15 protein-coding genes are annotated in these 16270 nt (G+C 72.4%); 9 read left to right on the top strand and 6 right to left on the bottom strand.

The features are described 5' to 3' along the window. Positions 1-72: 72 nt before the first annotated feature. The 6 genes from AC07EG_RS27155 to AC07EG_RS27130 all read left to right on the top strand — a co-directional run bounded on the left by AC07EG_RS27155 (position 73) and on the right by AC07EG_RS27130 (position 8263). Complete coding sequence (locus AC07EG_RS27155; RefSeq protein WP_478256019.1) at positions 73-1038, top strand: carbohydrate kinase family protein; 966 nt, start codon at positions 73-75, stop codon at positions 1036-1038. Next, a complete protein-coding gene (gene metH, locus AC07EG_RS27150; protein WP_478256018.1) occupies positions 1035-4502 on the top strand; it encodes a methionine synthase in 3468 nt (1155 codons plus the stop codon). The genes AC07EG_RS27155 and metH overlap by 4 nt, the downstream gene beginning before the upstream one ends. Further along, positions 4499-5383 carry a methylenetetrahydrofolate reductase [NAD(P)H] gene (gene metF / locus AC07EG_RS27145; protein WP_478256017.1) on the top strand — a complete coding sequence of 295 codons (885 nt, stop codon included), beginning with the start codon at positions 4499-4501 and terminating at the stop codon, positions 5381-5383. Before metH ends, metF begins: the two co-directional genes overlap by 4 nt. 60 nt (positions 5384-5443) lie before the next feature. Further along, positions 5444-5773, top strand: coding sequence for an ArsR/SmtB family transcription factor (locus AC07EG_RS27140; protein WP_478256016.1), 330 nt, complete (start codon positions 5444-5446; stop codon positions 5771-5773). Beyond that, positions 5770-6018, top strand: a complete 249-nt coding sequence (locus AC07EG_RS27135; RefSeq protein ID WP_478256015.1) for a hypothetical protein — start codon at positions 5770-5772, stop codon at positions 6016-6018. The genes AC07EG_RS27140 and AC07EG_RS27135 overlap by 4 nt, the downstream gene beginning before the upstream one ends. A gap of 109 nt (positions 6019-6127) precedes the next feature. Then, on the top strand, positions 6128-8263 hold the full coding sequence (locus AC07EG_RS27130; protein WP_478256014.1) for an MMPL family transporter: 2136 nt from the start codon (positions 6128-6130) through the stop codon (positions 8261-8263). Here AC07EG_RS27130 and AC07EG_RS27125 read toward each other — a convergent pair. The 3 genes from AC07EG_RS27125 to AC07EG_RS27115 form a co-directional block, all read right to left on the bottom strand. After that, positions 8244-8771, bottom strand: coding sequence for a GNAT family N-acetyltransferase (locus AC07EG_RS27125; RefSeq protein ID WP_478256013.1), 528 nt, complete (start codon positions 8769-8771; stop codon positions 8244-8246). The two genes, AC07EG_RS27130 and AC07EG_RS27125, sit on opposite strands and share 20 nt — an antisense overlap. 91 nt (positions 8772-8862) lie before the next feature. After that, complete coding sequence (locus AC07EG_RS27120) at positions 8863-9273, bottom strand: histone-like nucleoid-structuring protein Lsr2 (protein ID WP_478256012.1); 411 nt, start codon at positions 9271-9273, stop codon at positions 8863-8865. Positions 9274-9708: 435 nt separating this feature from the next. After that, positions 9709-10209, bottom strand: coding sequence for an Lrp/AsnC family transcriptional regulator (locus AC07EG_RS27115; RefSeq protein ID WP_478256011.1), 501 nt, complete (start codon positions 10207-10209; stop codon positions 9709-9711). 59 nt (positions 10210-10268) lie between these two features. Here AC07EG_RS27115 and AC07EG_RS27110 point away from each other — a divergent pair, with 59 nt between their 5' ends. Genes AC07EG_RS27110 through AC07EG_RS27100 form a run of 3 tightly spaced genes read left to right on the top strand, consistent with a single transcriptional unit; the run spans position 10269 to position 12612 of the window. Then, the gene (locus tag AC07EG_RS27110) at positions 10269-11423 is read left to right on the top strand and encodes a trans-sulfuration enzyme family protein (RefSeq protein WP_478256010.1); all 1155 of its coding nucleotides are present in this window, start codon (positions 10269-10271) and stop codon (positions 11421-11423) included. After that, positions 11420-12217, top strand: a complete 798-nt coding sequence (locus AC07EG_RS27105) for a GNAT family N-acetyltransferase (RefSeq protein WP_478256009.1) — start codon at positions 11420-11422, stop codon at positions 12215-12217. Before AC07EG_RS27110 ends, AC07EG_RS27105 begins: the two co-directional genes overlap by 4 nt. 11 nt (positions 12218-12228) lie before the next feature. Next, positions 12229-12612 carry a PGPGW domain-containing protein gene (locus AC07EG_RS27100; RefSeq protein ID WP_478256008.1) on the top strand — a complete coding sequence of 128 codons (384 nt, stop codon included), beginning with the start codon at positions 12229-12231 and terminating at the stop codon, positions 12610-12612. A gap of 1 nt (position 12613) precedes the next feature. Here the strand turns inward: AC07EG_RS27100 and AC07EG_RS27095 are convergent, their stop codons facing one another. The 3 genes from AC07EG_RS27095 to pcaB are packed head-to-tail and all read right to left on the bottom strand — an operon-like array spanning position 12614 to position 16268. Further along, entirely contained in the window at positions 12614-14185 is a 1572-nt protein-coding gene (locus tag AC07EG_RS27095) for a hypothetical protein (RefSeq protein WP_478256007.1), read from the bottom strand. Then, on the bottom strand, positions 14161-14931 hold the full coding sequence (locus AC07EG_RS27090) for an ABC transporter ATP-binding protein (protein ID WP_478256006.1): 771 nt from the start codon (positions 14929-14931) through the stop codon (positions 14161-14163). The genes AC07EG_RS27095 and AC07EG_RS27090 overlap by 25 nt, the downstream gene beginning before the upstream one ends. Then, on the bottom strand, positions 14928-16268 hold the full coding sequence (gene pcaB, locus AC07EG_RS27085; RefSeq protein WP_478256005.1) for a 3-carboxy-cis,cis-muconate cycloisomerase: 1341 nt from the start codon (positions 16266-16268) through the stop codon (positions 14928-14930). Before pcaB ends, AC07EG_RS27090 begins: the two co-directional genes overlap by 4 nt. Positions 16269-16270 lie beyond the last annotated feature (2 nt).

Genomic DNA, 16270 nt, shown 5'->3' with positions numbered 1-16270 from the left:
ATGTGACTGTCGAAAAGAAGGGCCGGGGTCCACCGCGCCGAAACTGGGGTTCCAGGCCGAGGGAGGACCGCCGTGCGCATCACCGTGGCAGGCTCGATCGCCACCGACCACCTGATGACCTTCCCGGGGAAGTTCAGCGAACTGTTCCTCGCCGACCGGCTCGACCGCGTCTCGCTGTCGTTCCTGGCCGACCGGCTGGAGGTCCGGCGGGGCGGGGTGGCCGCGAACATCGCCTTCGGCCTCGGCAGGCTCGGGCTGCGCCCGCTGCTGGCCGGTGCGGTCGGCCCCGACTTCGGCGACTACGGCGACTGGCTGCGCGACCACGGCGTCGACACCGCCGCGGTGCTGATCAGCGAGCACCGGCACACCGCGCGGTTCACCTGCACCACCGATCTCGTGCAGAACCAGATCGCCACCTTCTACCCCGGCGCGATGGCCGAGGCCAAGGAGATCGACCTGAGCCGCTTCGGCCCGATCGACCTGGCCGTGCTCGCCCCCGACGACCCCGAGGCGATGCTGCGGCACACCGAGCAGTGCCGCGAGCTGGACGTGCCGTTCGCCGCCGACCCGTCGCAGCAGCTGGCCACCCTGGACCGCGAGCAGACCCGGCAGCTGGTGACCGGCGCGCGGTTCCTGTTCACCAACGAGTACGAAGCCGCGTTGCTGCAGGAACGCACCGGCTGGACGCGGCGCCAGGTGCTCGGCCGGGTGCGCACCTGGATCACCACCTACGGCGAGGAGGGCGTGGCCATCGACGGCCCGCGGTCGCTGCGCGTGCCCGCCGTGCCCGCGCACGACGTCGCCGACCCGACCGGCGTCGGCGACGCCTTCCGCGCCGGTTACCTGGCCGGTTTCGCCTGGGGCTGGCCGGACGAACGCGCCGCGCAGCTCGGCTGCACGCTGGCCACGGCCGTGCTGGAGGCGGTCGGGCCGCAGGAGTACAAGCTGGTCGCCGCCGACCTGGCCGCCCGGGCGGCCGAGAGCTACGGGCAGGCGGCCGCCGACGAGATCGAAGCAGGATTGGCGGACCGCACATGACGGATCGGGTGGCGGCACTGCGGGCGGCGCTGGCGAGCCGGGTGGTGGTCGCGGACGGGGCGATGGGCACCATGCTCCAGGAGCAGAACCCCAGCCTGGACGACTTCCAGCAGCTCGAAGGCTGCAACGAAGTGCTCAACGTGACCCGCCCCGACATCGTGCGCTCGGTGCACGAGGCGTACTTCGCCGTCGGCGTGGACTGCGTGGAGACCAACACCTTCGGCACGAACCTGGCCGCGCTGGGCGAGTACGAGATCGCCCACCGCATCTTCGAACTGGCCGAGGCGGGCGCGCGGATCGCCAGGTCGGTGGCCGACGAGTTCGCCGCCGACGGCCGTCCGCGCTGGGTGCTCGGCTCGATGGGACCGGGCACCAAACTGCCCACGCTCGGGCACGCGGCCTACGCGAACCTGCGCGACGCCTACCGCGACAACGCCGCCGGGCTGATCTCCGGCGGTGCCGACGCGCTGCTGGTGGAGACCACGCAGGACCTGCTGCAGACCAAGGCCGCGGTGATCGGGGCCAAGCGGGCGCTCGCCGAAGCCGGGCTCGAACTGCCGCTGCTGGTGCAGGTCACCGTGGAGACCACCGGCACGATGCTGCTGGGCTCGGAGATCGGGGCCGCGCTGACCGCGCTGGAACCGCTGGGCATCGACCTGATCGGGCTGAACTGCGCCACCGGTCCCGCCGAGATGAGCGAGCACCTGCGTTACCTCGCGCGGCACGCGCGGACCCGGGTGTCCGCGATGCCGAACGCCGGGCTGCCGGTGCTCGGGGCCAACGGCGCGCACTACCCGCTGAGCCCGGCCGAACTGGCCGACGCGCACGAGTCGTTCATCCGCGACTACGGCATTTCGCTGGTCGGCGGCTGCTGCGGGACCACCCCGGAACACCTGCGGCAGGTGGTCGAGCGGGTCCGCGGCCTCCAGCCGTCACCGCGTGAGCCGCGGCCCGAGCCGGGTGCGGCGTCGCTGTACCAGACCGTGCCGTTCCGGCAGGACACCGCCTACCTGGCCATCGGGGAACGCACGAACGCCAACGGTTCCAAGAAGTTCCGCGAGGCGATGCTCGAAGCGCGCTGGGACGACTGCGTCGAACTGGCCCGCGAGCAGATCCGCGAAGGCGCGCACCTGCTCGACCTCTGCGTGGACTACGTGGGCCGCGACGGGGTCGCCGACATGGCCGAGCTGGCCGGCCGCCTCGCCACCAGCTCCACGCTGCCGATCGTGCTCGACTCCACCGAACCGGCGGTGCTCCGGGCCGGGCTGGAGAAGCTCGGCGGGCGCGCGGTGCTCAACTCGGTCAACTACGAGGACGGCGACGGCCCGGACTCGCGATTCGCCAGGATCACCCGGCTGGCGGTGGAGCACGGTGCCGCGCTGATCGCGCTGACCATCGACGAGGAGGGCCAGGCCCGCACCCCCGAGCACAAGGTGGCCGTGGCCGAACGGCTGATCGCCGACCTCACCGGCAACTGGGGCGTGCGGGAGTGCGACATCATCGTCGACTGCCTCACCTTCACCATCGCCACCGGGCAGGAGGAGTCGCGCCGGGACGGCATCGCCACCATCGAGGCGATCCGCGAACTCAAGCGCCGCCACCCCGAGGTGCAGACCACGCTCGGCCTGTCGAACATCTCGTTCGGCCTCAACCCCGCCGCACGCATGGTGCTCAACTCGGTGTTCCTCAACGAATGCGTGGAAGCCGGACTCGACTCGGCGATCGTGCACGCGGCGAAGATCCTGCCGATCGCCCGGCTGGCCGACGAGCAGCGCGAAGTGGCGCTGGACCTCATCTACGACCGGCGCCGGGAAGGCTACGACCCGCTGCAGGAGTTCCTGGCGTTGTTCGAAGGCGTGGACAGCAGGTCCATGCAGGCGGGCAAAACCGAGGAACTGCTCGCGCTGCCGCTGGACGAGCGGTTGCGGCGCCGCATCATCGACGGCGAGCGCAACGGCCTGGAAGCCGATCTCGACGCGGCGCTGGAATCGCAGAAAGCCCTCGACATCGTCAACAACACGCTGCTCGAAGGCATGAAGGTGGTCGGCGAGCTGTTCGGCTCGGGGCAGATGCAACTGCCGTTCGTGCTGCAGTCGGCCGAGGTGATGAAAACCGCGGTGGCGCACCTCGAACCGCACATGGAGAAGTCCGACGCGGCCGGGAAGGGCACGATCGTGCTGGCCACCGTGCGCGGGGACGTGCACGACATCGGCAAGAACCTGGTCGACATCATCCTGTCCAACAACGGTTACACCGTGGTGAACCTGGGCATCAAGCAGCCGGTGTCGGCGATCCTGGAGGCCGCCGCCGAGCACCGGGCCGACGTGATCGGCATGTCCGGGCTGCTGGTGAAGTCCACGGTGATCATGAAGGAGAACCTGGAGGAGCTGAACCAGCGGAAGCTGGCCGCCGAGTACCCGGTCATCCTGGGCGGGGCCGCGCTCACCCGCGCCTACGTGGAACAGGACCTGCACGAGATCTACGACGGCGAGGTCCGCTACGCCCGCGACGCCTTCGAGGGCCTGCGCCTGATGGACGCGCTGATCGCGGTCAAACGCGGGGTGCCGGGCGCGAAGCTGCCGGAGCTGAAGCCACGGCGGGTCGCCCGCACCAGCGAAGTGCCGGCGCCGCCGCCGGACGAGGGTTCGGTGCGCTCCGACGTCGCCGTCGACCACCCGGTACCGGAGCCGCCGTTCTGGGGCACGCGGGTGGTCAAGGGCATTCCGCTGAAGGACTACGCGTCCTGGTTGGACGAAGACGCGTTGTTCAAGGGGCAGTGGGGGTTGAAGGGCAAGTCCGCCGCGGAACTCGCGGAAGCCGAGGGCAGGCCGCGACTGCGTGGCTGGCTGGACGAGTTGCACACGGCGAACCTGCTCGAAGCCGCCGTCGTCTACGGCTACTTCCCCTGCGTGTCCAAAGGGGACGATCTGATCCTGTTGTCCGAGACGGGTTCGGAACGCACCCGGTTCACCTTCCCGCGGCAGCCGCGTGGGCGCAGGCTGTGCCTGGCCGACTTCTTCCGGCCCGAGGAGTCCGGGGAAACCGATGTGGTCGGGCTGCAGATCGTCACGGTCGGCTCGCGGATCGGGCAGCGGACCGCCGAGCTGTTCGCCGCCGACGCCTACCGCGACTACCTGGAACTGCACGGGCTTTCGGTGCAGCTGGCCGAAGCGCTCGCCGAGTACTGGCACGCCCGCGTGCGGGCGGAACTCGGTTACGCGCACGAAGATCCGGCGGCGGTCGAGGACATGTTCACGCTGAAGTACCGCGGTGCCCGGTTCTCCCTCGGTTACGGCGCGTGCCCGAACCTGGAGGACCGGGCGAAGATCGCCGCCCTGCTGGACCCGTCGCGCATCGGCGTGGAGCTGTCCGAGGAGTACCAGCTGCACCCGGAGCAGTCGACCGACGCGATCGTGCTGCACCACCCCGAGGCGAAGTACTTCAACACGGGAGCCCGCCGATGACCACGCTGCGTGAGGAACTGGCCACCGGCCGCCCCTGCTTCTCCTTCGAGTTCTTCCCGCCCAAGACCGAGGTGGGCGAACGGCGGTTCTGGGAGTCCGTGCGGCGGGTGGAGGCGCTCGCGCCGACGTTCGTTTCGGTGACCTACGGCGCCGGTGGCTCGTCGCGGGACCGCACGGTGAGCATGACCGAGGCGATCGTCGCGGACACGACGCTGCGGGCGGTGGCGCACCTGACCGCGGTGGGGCATTCGGTGGCCGAACTGCGGCAGATCGTCGGGCAGTACGCGGGCGCGGGCATCCGGGACGTGCTGGTGCTGCGCGGGGACCCGCCCGGCGACCCGCGGGCGCGGTGGATCGCGCACCCGGAGGGCTTCACCTACGCGGCCGAACTGGTGGCGATGGTCAAGGAGATCGGTGACTTCTCGGTCGGTGTGGCGGCCTACCCGGAGCTGCACCCGCGATCGTCCGATGTGGACAGCGACACCCGGTGGTTCGTGGCGAAGTGCCGGGCCGGGGCCGACTACGCGGTGACCCAGATGTTCTTCGACGTGACGCACTACCTGCGCCTGCGCGACCGGGTCGAAGCGGCGGGCTGCGCCACGCCGATCATCCCGGAGATCATGCCCGCCACCGACTTCCGGCAGATCCGCCGGTTCGCCGAGCTGAGCGACGCCTCGTTCCCGCCGGCACTGGCCGAGGCACTGGAGCGGGCGACGCCGGAGGACGCCTACCGGATCGGCGTCGACCACGCGACCGCGATGGCGGAACGCCTGCTCGCCGAGGGCGCCCCCGGCCTGCACTACATCACCCTGAACAAGTCCGGGGCGGCGCTGGACATCCACCGCCGCATCCTCGGCGGCACCCTGCGCCGCGCCGCCTGACCCCGCACTGGCCAACTCGACTCTGCACCTGCTAACTTTCTTTGGCATGTGCAGGTCCGCGTGGTGAGCCCGACCGGGGACGAGCTGGTGCGCGTCCTGGCGACGCTGGCCAACCCCCACCGCGTGCGGGTGGTGGCCACGCTCGCGCGGCAGCGGTACTACGTCAGCGAATTGGCGCGCGAGCTGGGCATCAGCCGCGCGCTGCTGCAGGTGCACCTGCGCAAGCTCGAAGCGGCCGGGCTGGTCACCGCCCAGCTGGAGCTGTCGGCCGACGGCAAGGCGATGAAGTTCTACGAGGTGACGCCGTTCGCCTACGAGCTGACCCCGCGGTCGATCGCGGAGGCGGCCGAGACGCTGAGCGAGCCCGGCGAGAAGGGATCTGGGGCATGAGCGACAACGACTGGCAGGAACTGGCCGGGGTGATCGGCATCTGCTTGCTGATCACCACCGTGCTCACGGTGGCGATCTGGCAGCTGGCCGTGACCCACCGCGCGAAGGCCGCCCTGGCCAGGGAAGACGCCTATCGCGAACTGGCCGAGCGCGCGGTGCGCAGCCAGGAGGAGACCGAGCGGCAGCTCGCCGAGCTGCGCAACCGGCTGACCGGGGTGGAAAGGATCCTCAAGGAAGTCGAGTGAACAGGTCTGGGCCGCCGAGTTGCAGCTCGGCGGCCCAGGAGAAGAAGCACCACCTCGCCCGAGGGCGAGTCCTTCGCGTCGTACCCCTTCACCGAAAGGACACCAGTTCATGCTGCCCGATGGCAAATCGGCAGGCCGCCGCGCGACGGTGGAAAGAGTCGCCGCCTGGTCGGCCGAGCACCGCGGCAAGGCGATCGCCGGGTGGTTCGCCCTGGTCGCGCTCACCGTGGCGATCAGCTTCCTGGCCACCGGCCCGGACGCCCCCAACACCGATCCCGGCGAGTCCGGCCGGGTCCAGACCGTGCTGCGCGCCCAGGGCGCCGACGAACCCGTGCACGAGAACGTGCTGGTGCAAGCGATTGCGCCAGTCGACCCGCAGCCCGCTGTCGCGGACCTGACCACGGCGCTGCGGGCCCGCACCGAGGTCACCGGAGTCCGCTCCCCCGCCGATCCGGACGGCGGGAACCTGGTCTCGGCCGACGGCCGGTCGTTCCTGGTCACCTTCCACCTCAGCGGCCCGCGCGAGCAGCTCGCGGCGAACGCCAGGGCGGCGACCGGAACCGTCGAGGCGGTCGCGGCCCGGCACCCGGGCGTCCGGGTGGTGCAGGCGGGCGACCGCAGCATGACCGGCGCGGTCGACGAGGCGATCCAAAGCGATCTCGGCCGGTCGCACCTGCTCTCGTTGCCGGTCACCCTGCTGATCCTGGTGGTGGTCTTCGGCTCGCTGGTGGCCGCCGGGCTGCCGGTGCTGCTGACGCTGACCGTGGTCGCCGCCACCTTCTCGCTGCTCGCGGTGATCGGGAAGGTGGTGCCGTTCAACAGCGCGGGTTCGGCGCTGGTGCTGCTGATCGGGGTCGCGGTCGGGGTGGACTACTCGTTGTTCGTGCTGCGGCGCCACCGGGAGGAACGGCTCGCCGGGCGCACCACCGCCGACGCCCTGCGGATCACCGCCCGCACCTCCGGCCGGGTGGTGGTGGTCTCCGGGCTGACCGTGGTGCTGTGCCTGACCGGCCTGCTGGGCACCGGGCTCGGCGTGTTCCGCGGCCTGACCATCGGCACGGCGCTGGTGGTCGGGCTGGCCGTGCTCGGCTCGGTGACCGTGCTGCCGGCGCTGCTTTCCCTGCTGGGCGACCGGATCGACGCGCTGCGCCTGCCGTGGTTCGGCCGGGGCCGGACCACCGCGCGGGAATCGCGGGCGTGGGCCTCGATCGCGTCCGCCGTGGTGAAGCGGCCGCTCCTCTGGGGCGGCCTGGCCACCCTCGCGCTGCTGCTGACCGCCGCCCCGGCGCTGGGCATGCGGCTGCAGGACGCGGCGATCACGCAGAGCCTGCCGCGCGACGTGCCCGCCGTCGACGCGGCGGTCCGGATGGGCGAGGCCTTCCCCGGTATGCCGACCCCGGCGCGCGTGGTGCTGTGGAACGCCCGCGAAGACCTGGGCCCGGCCATCGGCGAGCTACGGCAGCGGGTCGCCGACAGCGGGGGCAAGCTGTTCGAACCGGTCACCGTCACCGAGGTCGGCGCGGCCACGGTGGTCCGGGTCCCGCTGGCCGGCGGCGGCACCGGCCCGGAATCGACGGCGGCGCTGGAACACCTGCGCACCCGGGTGCTGCCCGCCACCTTCGACGGCAAGGCGGAGCACGCCGTCGGCGGCCGCACGGCCTCCCCGTACGACTTCGCCGGCCGGATAGCCGAACGCAGCCCGTTCGTCTTCGCCTTCGTGCTGGTGCTGGCGTTCGTCCTGCTGGCCGCGGCGTTCCGCTCGATCGCCATCCCGCTGGTGTCGATCGTGCTGAACCTGCTCTCCCTCGGCGCCGCCTACGGCGTGCTGACCTGGGTCTTCCAGTACGGCAATCTGAGCGCGCAACTCGGTTTCACCGCGTACGGCGGGGTGGTCGGCTGGCTGCCGCTGTTCGTCTTCGTGCTGCTTTTCGGCCTGAGCATGGACTACCACATCTTCATCCTCAGCCGCATCCACGAACGCTTCACCCCCGGCGACGCCCGTGGTGCCATCGTCCGCGGAATCGGCGCCAGTTCCGGCGTGGTCACCAGCGCCGCGGTGATCATGATCGCGGTGTTCGCGGTTTTCCTCACGCTGACCGCCATCGAGTACAAAATGCTCGGCCTGGGAATGGCGGTCGCCGTCTTCATCGACGCCACCGTGGTCCGCGGTGTGCTCCTGCCCGCCGCCCTCTCCCTGCTCGGCGACCGCGCCTGGCCAAAATCGGCTAATTCGCCGTCGCGGTGAAGACGAGGTCGTGCCCGTCGTGGCCGGGGCCGTCCAGGTGGGTGGCTCTGGTCAGGCCGGCGCGGGTGGCGACCTTCGCCGAGGCGGTATTCGCCGGGCGGACGCGGGCGATCACGGAATAGCCCGGCTGGTGCGCGGCGGCCCATTCCACCACGGCAGTGGCGGCCTCGGTGGCCAGGCCGTCACCCCAGTGCGCGGGGGCGAAACGGTAGAACAGGTTGAGCACCAGCCGGTCGCCGAGGCGGACCACTTTCAGCCCGCAGAAACCGGCGGGATCGGGCTGCCCGGCCGGGCGCACGGCCCAATAGCCGAAGCCGTAACCGGACCAATGCGCGTCCCAGCGGTGGAAAAGCCGTTCGGCTTCGTCACGCGCGGTGAGCCGATCGGACGGGTTGTGCGCACAGGCCAGCGGATCGCGGTGAATGGCGAGGATGGCGTCGATGTCGGCGGTGCGGGGGCGGCGCAGGCTCAGCCGCCCGGTCACCAGTTCCTCGTGGGCCGCCCCCATGCCCGGCAGCCTAACCGGGCCGCGCGGTCCGGCGCCACCGGTCCGGAGTGGAGGGTCCACCCGGAACCGGCGGCGCCGGACTGGGCGGGCACTACTTCGCCGCGGCCTTCTTGCGGGTGGCGCGCTTGCGCGGGGCCTTGGCGGCAGCCGCGGCGGGCTTGCGCTGCGCCGCCTCGAAGGCTTCGGTGATTTCGGCCGAAATGCGGCCGCGTTCGGAAACCTGGTAGCCGTTCTCCCTGGCCCACTCCCGGACCTGCCGGGCCCGCTCGCGGTCGGCCCCGCTGGAGGAGGAAGCCGACTCGCCGGTGGCCAGGCGCACCTTGCGGCCGCCGGTGCGCCGACCGGCCGCGATGAACCGGGCCAGTTCTTCGCGCAGGTTGGCGGCGTTGTCGTCGGACAGGTCGATCTCGTAGGAGACACCGTCCAAACCGAACGGCACGGTCTGCGTGGCGATCTCGCCGTCGATGTCGTCGATCATCTCGACCAGAACCTTCTGCGCCATAATGTGCTCTCTTCCCGCTTCGTTGATCAGCAAGCCGCACCATAACGGGCACGGCAGTCGCGGCGTGCGAGGCCCCGCCGGGAATAGTTTCTCATTCTCGGTGCCGGTGGCGAAAGCCGGATCTCGAACGACCCGGCAATCCGGTTGCACGCCGGACAAGAAACGGGCGGTCCACACAGGACGCCGCAGTTCAGGGCGGTGCACCGGCGGTGGCGAATCGACCGGCCCCGGCAAATGCCGCCGGTGGCGGCAGTGGAAACACCTGTTATGCGTGGCCCGATCGGCCTAGCGCCACCCGGCCGCGGCTCCGGGCCGGGCGGCGCCGGGCCGGCCGGGGGCAGATCCGCCATTTGCCGGATCGGGCGCCCGGCCCACCGGCACCGCATCGTGGAATTGCCGGTCGCATTTCCCGGCCCACCCCCGCCGGAAAGCGGCTCAGCGCGGGTCCTTTGTGGAGGTCCGGCCCGGGTATGGGGTGAGCGGGCCGCCCGGCCAGGTGGCGAAAATGAGGTGCGTCTGCAGCCGGGCCACCTCGGGGCGCGCGGTGAATTCGTCGAGCACCAGCCGCTGCAGGTCCTGGCTGCTGCCGCAGGCGACGTGCACGATGAAGTCGTCGGGCCCGGTCACGTGGTGCACCGCCCGGGTCTCCGGCAGGCCGAGCAGGTGGGTGACGAACGGGTCGACCAGCGGGCGGGCGTGCGGCTGCACCTGCACCGCCAGCAGCGCCTCGATCGGGCGGCCCACCGCGGCCGGGTCGACCTGGGCGGTGTAGCCGGTGATCACCCCGGCCCGCCGCAGCCGCGCCACCCGGTCCAGGCAGGTCGACGGCGCGATGCCGACCGCCGCCGCCAGTTCCTTGTTCGCCAGCCGTCCGTCGTTCTGCAACCGCCGCAGGATCTCGGCGTCCACCGAATCCAGGCGCACGTTCTGCTCCATGCGCCGAACATAGTCCGGTACCGGTGGCCGCGGCCCGGTCCGGCTGCCAGGTTCACCGCATGACCACACTGAACACCCGTGCCGTGCACGCCGGCCGCGACGACCTGGTGGAACTCGGCGTGCACGCGGTCCCGCTCGACCTGTCCACCACCCACCCCTCGCGGGACAGCCGCGCCGAGGCCGACCGCCTCGACGTGCTCTGCACCGGCGCCCAGGTGGACGGCCCGCCGGTCTACGCCAGGGCCGGCAATCCGACCGTCGCCCGGTTCGAAACCGCGCTGGCCGAACTGGAGGGCTGCGAAGCGGCCGTCGCCTTCGCCAGCGGCATGGCGGCGCTGTCGGCCTGCCTGCTCGCCGGGGTCTCGTCGGGCCGCCCGCACGTGGTGGCGGTCCGGCCGCTGTACGGCAGCAGCGACCACCTGATCGCCTCCGGGCTGCTCGGCAACGAGGTCACCTTCGCCGGGCGGGAGGAGGTCGCCGGGGCGATCCGGGAGGACACCGGGCTGGTCGTCGTCGAGACCCCGGCCAATCCGACGCTGTCCGAGACCGGCCTCCGGCGGCTGGCCGACGCCTGCGGCCCGGTCCCGCTGCTCGCGGACAACACCTTCGCCACCCCGGTCCTGCAACGCCCGGCCGAGCACGGGGCGCGGATCGTGCTGCACAGCGCCACCAAGTTCCTCGGCGGCCACGGCGACGTGCTCGGCGGGGTGGTGGCGTGTGACGAGCAGTACGCGCGCAAGCTCCGTCAGCTGCGGTTCCTCACCGGCGCGATGCTGCACCCGCTGGCCGGTTACCTGCTGCTGCGCGGGCTGTCCACGCTGCCGCTGCGGGTGAAGGCGGCTTCCGAGACCGCCGCCGAACTGGCCGACCGGCTGGCCGGGCACCCCCGGGTCGCCGAGGTGCACTACCCGGGGCGGAACGAGAACCGGCCGGAGAAGCAGATGACCGGCGGCGGGCCGATGCTGGCGGTGGAGGTCCACGGCGACCCGCACGCGGTGATCGGCGCCGTGCGCTTGTTCACCCCCGCGGTCAGCCTCGGCAGCGTGGACAGCCTCATCCAGCACCCCGGCTCGCTCAGCCACCACATCCTGGACCCGGCCGACCGCGCCGACGGCGGCATCAGCGAGCAGCTGCTGCGGATCTCCGTCGGCCTGGAGGACGTCGAGGACCTGTGGGCCGATCTCGACCAGGCACTGGGATCATCGGCCGGGTGAACCCCGCCGAGGCCGCCGAGGCCAATCTCGCCGAGCACGCCTGCCACCTGCACCGCGGGTCGCCGGGCATGACCGTGCACGAGCCCGGCGACCTGCTGATCGCCGACAGCGGGCTCGACGACGACACCTACAACATCGTCGCCCGAGCCCGCTTCGGCGACCGGGAAGCGGACCACCGGATCACCGAGGTGCTGCGGTCGCTGGGGCCGCGGCCGTTCTCCTGGTGGGTCGGGCCCGCCTCCACGCCATCCGACCTGCCGGACCGGCTGGCCGCCGCGGGCCTGCTCGCGAGCGAGACCGAAGCCGCGATGTCCACCACCGTGGACGGTCCGCTGCCCGCGGAACCGGCGGTGGGCCTGGACATCCGCCGGGCCCGCACGGCAGCCGAACTGGACGACTACGCCCGGGTGCTGGCCGCGAACTGGGAGCCGCCCGCCGAGACCGTGGTGGACTTCGTCACGCGAACGGCTCGGCTCGCGCTGGCGCCCGGTTGCCCGGCGCGTTACCTGGTCGGCTACCACGACGGCGTGCCGGTGTGCACCGGCGAGGTCTTCCTGCACGCCGGGGTCGCGGGCATCTACAACATCAGCACGCTGGCCGGCCACCGGCGGCGCGGGTTCGGCGGGGCGATGACGCTGGCGACCATGCGCACCGCCGTCGAAGCGGGCTTCCCGGCCCTGGTCCTGCAGGCGTCGGCCGAGGGGGAACCGGTGTACCGGCGGCTCGGGTTCACCGTGGCCGGAACGTTCACCGAGTACGCCGCTCATCCGGCCCGGACGGCCACGCCCGGTTAGGGTTGGTCCCGATGAAGCGCGTGCTGCTGACCGTGGCCGGCGCGCTGATCCTGGTGATCGGCGTCGTCCTGCTGGTGCTGCCCGGGCCCGGCCTGCTGCTGGTGCTGGCCGGGCTGCTCATCCTCGCCTCGGTGTTCCCGAAGCTGGAACGCTACGTCGACCCGGTGCAGGAGCGCGCGATGAAGGCCGCCGAGGACAGCGTGTCCTCGCCGCTGCGGATCACCGGTTCGGTGCTGGCCGGGCTGGCGCTGATCGCCGCCGGCGTGGTCTGGGGCCTGGTGCCCGGCCTGCCGCTGGCCGGCTGGAGCACCGGCACCAGCCTGATCCTGTCCGGCATCGTGCTGCTGGTCCTGCTCGGTTACAGCTATCGGCGGGTGCGGGCCCGGCGGGCCTGACTCAGACCTCCTTCGCGACGGTGCCCAGCAGTTCCGGGCCGCGTGCGGTGAGCCGCCGCACCGCGAGGTGGCCCCACCACCACGCGACCAGGCCGCCGATGAGCACGCCGAGCGGCACCCCCGCCCACTGCAGCACCGCCGAGCCGGTCAGCGAACCGGCGATCTCCACGGCCACCACCGGCAGCGCGGCGACCAGCTGCAGCAGCGTGATGGCCAGCATCAGCAGCACCCGCGCGCACCCGGGCCGCCCGCCGGAGGACCACGGGCTGGAGTTGCGGCGCGGATCCGGCAGCGGGTAGGCCACGTAGACCGACTGCAGCAGCACCACCCCGGCCCCGGCGCCGAGCAGCGCGGGCAGCGTGGCGAGCACCCAGGGGTAGAGGTCCGGCCGGCCGCTCAGCCCGGGGGTGACCAGGGCGAGCACCAGCGCGAGCGGCGCGACCAGCACGAACCAGGCGAGCTGGCGCCCGCGCACGTCGGCCCGCGGGGCGCCCGGGGTGACCAGCGTGTGCCACAGCGCGCTGCCGTCGAAGCCGTACAGGTTGCCCGCCTGCAGCGAAGCGAACACCGCGACAAAAACGCCGAGCAGGGCCAGCGGTGCCTCGGACCGCCCGGAGAACGACGGCACCACGCAGACCACCACGCCCATGATCAGCGTGCCCATCAGCGCCACCCGCCGCCGCGCGTCCCGCCACCAGGTGCGGAGTTCCTTGCGCACCACCGCACCCACCGGTGACACCGCCGAAACCGGCTGCCGCGTGGCCGAGCGCACCCGTGCCGCACCGCGGAACGGCGGCGCGGTCAGGCGCCTGGCCAGCAGCGCGCCCCAGCTCGCCAGCAGCACCCCGAGCAGCACCACCAGGCCCGCGAGCAGCAAGGCGACCAGGCCCCAGGAACCGTCACCGGCGGCACGCACCGCGACCGCACCCCAGCCCGACGGCAGCGCCCGCGTCACCGCCACCAGTCCGGGCGCCTGCCCCTCGATGATGGCCGGGCCCACGTCGTTCAGCGCGTAGTTGAGCCCGACACCGGACAGCCCGGTCAGCGCGACCAGCAGGATGCCGAGTTCCTTGCCCCGGCGGGAACTGAGCAGCGCCCCGAGCGCGGCCATCACCACCCGGTAGACCAGCACCACCAGCAGCAGTTGCAGCACCGCGAAAACCAGCCCGGTCAGCGCCGCGCCGGCCCCGAGCCGCAGTCCGTAGCCGAACAGCCCGGCGAAGGCGATCAGGCTGACCAGCGTGGTCACCCCGACCAGGCTGGCCGCCAGCAGTCCGGTGGCCAGCCGCCGGTTCGGCAGCGGCAGCAGCGCGAAGTGCTCCGGCCGCAGCGTCTCGTCACCACCACCGGTGGCCACCGGGGCCAGCACCCAGCCGAGCAACCACAGCGCGTAGACCGCGGAGAGCAGGTCGACCGGGGTTTCCGGCCGGTCGAACGGCACCAGGCCGAGCAGGATCGTGCCCGCCGCGGCCAGCAGGCCGAACAGCCCGCCGAGCACCCAGCCGACGATCCGGCTGCCCCGCAGCGAGTTGCGCAGGACGCGGAGCTTCAGTCGGACGAAGACGCCAGCCACGACAGTCCTTCCCCGCCGCCGGTGCGCCCGCCGACCAGCCGCACGAACGCCTCCTCCAGCGTGCCGTCGCCGCGGACCTCGGCCGCCGTGCCCGCGGCCACCACCCGGCCCCTGGTGATCACCGCGACGTGGCTGCACAACTGCTCGACCAGCGCCATCACGTGGCTGGAGAGCACCACCGCGCCACCGGAGGCGACGAACCGGTTGAGGATGGTGCGGATGGTGGCCGCGGAAACCGGGTCCACCGCCTCGAACGGCTCGTCCAGCACGAGCAGGCGGGGTGCGTGCAGCAGGGCCAGCGCCAGCCCGATCTTCTTGCGCATCCCGGCGGAGTAGTCGATCACCAGGGTGCGTTCGGCGTCGGCCAGCTCCAGCACGCCGAGCAGTTCCTCGGTGCGCTCGGCCACCGCGGCCGGTTCGAGCCCGCGCAGCCGTCCCAGGTAGGTCAGCAGTTCGCGGCCGGTCAGCCGCTCCGGAATGGACAGCCCGTCCGGGAGCACCCCGACCAGCGCCTTGGCCTGGTCCGGCTGCCGCCACAGATCGGTGCCGAAGATCCGCACCGTGCCCGCGTCGGGCCGCAGCAGGCCGACCGCCATGGACAGCGAGGTGGTCTTGCCTGCCCCGTTCGGCCCGACCAGCCCGAAGAACGAGCCGCGCGGCACCTCGAGGCTCACCCGGTCCGCCGCGACCGTCGGGCCGAAGCGCTTGCTCAGGCCGTAGAGGCCCATTGCCGGATCATCCGTCATCTTTCCCCCAGTACGTTCGCGGCGCGGTCCAGTACCCGGTCCACCAGTTCGGCCGAGGCACCCAGGTATTCCTCCGGGGCACCGACGCCGGGTGCGTCCGGTAGCTCGGCGGCGACCACGTCCGCGAACGAGCGCCCGCCCGCGGCGGCCTCCCGGTTCAGCCGGGCCAGCAGGTCCTTGGCCGCCGACTTGCCCATCGCCGACGCCAGCGCGGCGGTGAGCCGTTCGGAGACGATGCCACCGCCGGTCAGCTCGAGGTTCTCCCGCATCTGCCCGGCGTGCACCTCCAGCCCACCGGCGAGTTCGGCCGCGGTGCGGGCGGCACCGGCGGTCAGCCGCAGGCACTCCCGCAGCGGCTGCCACTCCGCGTGCCACCCGCCCCCGGCGCGCTCGTCCTCGGCGACCAGGCTCTGCACCAGGACCAGCGCGTTCGGCGGCACCTGCTTCGCCGCCGAGAGCAGCAGGGTGGCCAGCACCGGGTTCCGCTTCTGGGGCATGGCCGAGGAACCACCGCGGCCTTCCGCGGCCGGTTCGGCCACCTCGCCGATTTCGGTGCGGGACAACACCTGCACGTCCACCGCGAGCTTGCCCAGCGCCCCGGCGGTGAACGCCAGCGCCGCGCCGAGGTCGGCGACCGGCGTGCGGGCGGTGTGCCACGGCAGCACCGGCTCGGCCAGCCCGAGCTGCCGCGCGAACGCCGCCGCCAGCTCCGGGCCGATCGGCCGCCGCCCGGCGAATTCCTGGTACGCGGCCAGGGTTCCCGCCGCCCCGCCGAGTTGCGCCGGCAGCACCACCGCCCGGATCCGCTCCAGTGCGTCCAGCACCAGCTGCAGCCAGGTCGCCGCCTTGAGGCCGAACGAGATCGGCACGGCGTGCTGGGTGAGCGTGCGCCCGGCCATCGGGGTGCGGCGGTGCTCCTCGGCCAGCCCGGCCAGCGCCCCGGCGGTGCGCTGCAGATCGGTTCCGATGGTTTCGAGGGCACGCTTGGCGATCAGCATCGAAGCGGAGTCGAAGATGTCCTGGCTGGTGCCGCCGCGGTGCACGAACTCGGCGGCTTCCGCACCGACCGCCGAGCTGAGCTGCTTGACCAGCGCCACCACCGGATTCGCCGCCCCGCGGGCCTGTTCGGCGAGCGCGGCCAGGTCGAACTCTCCCGTTCGGACACCCGCCGCGATGCGTTCGGCGGCCTCGGCCGGGATCACGCCCAGTTCGGCCTGCGCCCGCGCGAGCGCGACCTCCGCGTCGAGCATCGCGCGCAACCACGCTTCGTCGGAAACCAGTGCCGCCAGCCCGGTACCCGCCCAAACCGGGGCGAGCAGGCCCGAGTCGATGTCCATGC

It is taken from the genome of Amycolatopsis sp. NPDC045836 (assembly GCF_056431745.1).
This window is presented reverse-complemented; position numbering and strand designations above follow the sequence as displayed.

What these genes read in the sequence shown, in the direction of transcription:
- AC07EG_RS27125 (WP_478256013.1), bottom strand. Translation starts at nt 8,771, where the DNA reads ATGGGGGCGGCCCACGAGGAACTGGTGACCGGGCGGCTGAGCCTGCGC.
- AC07EG_RS27100 (WP_478256008.1), top strand. Translation starts at nt 12,229, where the DNA reads ATGAAGCGCGTGCTGCTGACCGTGGCCGGCGCGCTGATCCTGGTGATC.
- AC07EG_RS27135 (WP_478256015.1), top strand. Translation starts at nt 5,770, where the DNA reads ATGAGCGACAACGACTGGCAGGAACTGGCCGGGGTGATCGGCATCTGC.
- AC07EG_RS27090 (WP_478256006.1), bottom strand. Translation starts at nt 14,931, where the DNA reads ATGACGGATGATCCGGCAATGGGCCTCTACGGCCTGAGCAAGCGCTTC.
- pcaB (WP_478256005.1), bottom strand. Translation starts at nt 16,268, where the DNA reads ATGGACATCGACTCGGGCCTGCTCGCCCCGGTTTGGGCGGGTACCGGG.
- AC07EG_RS27115 (WP_478256011.1), bottom strand. Translation starts at nt 10,209, where the DNA reads ATGGAGCAGAACGTGCGCCTGGATTCGGTGGACGCCGAGATCCTGCGG.
- AC07EG_RS27130 (WP_478256014.1), top strand. Translation starts at nt 6,128, where the DNA reads ATGCTGCCCGATGGCAAATCGGCAGGCCGCCGCGCGACGGTGGAAAGA.
- AC07EG_RS27120 (WP_478256012.1), bottom strand. Translation starts at nt 9,273, where the DNA reads ATGGCGCAGAAGGTTCTGGTCGAGATGATCGACGACATCGACGGCGAG.
- AC07EG_RS27110 (WP_478256010.1), top strand. Translation starts at nt 10,269, where the DNA reads ATGACCACACTGAACACCCGTGCCGTGCACGCCGGCCGCGACGACCTG.
- metH (WP_478256018.1), top strand. Translation starts at nt 1,035, where the DNA reads ATGACGGATCGGGTGGCGGCACTGCGGGCGGCGCTGGCGAGCCGGGTG.
- metF (WP_478256017.1), top strand. Translation starts at nt 4,499, where the DNA reads ATGACCACGCTGCGTGAGGAACTGGCCACCGGCCGCCCCTGCTTCTCC.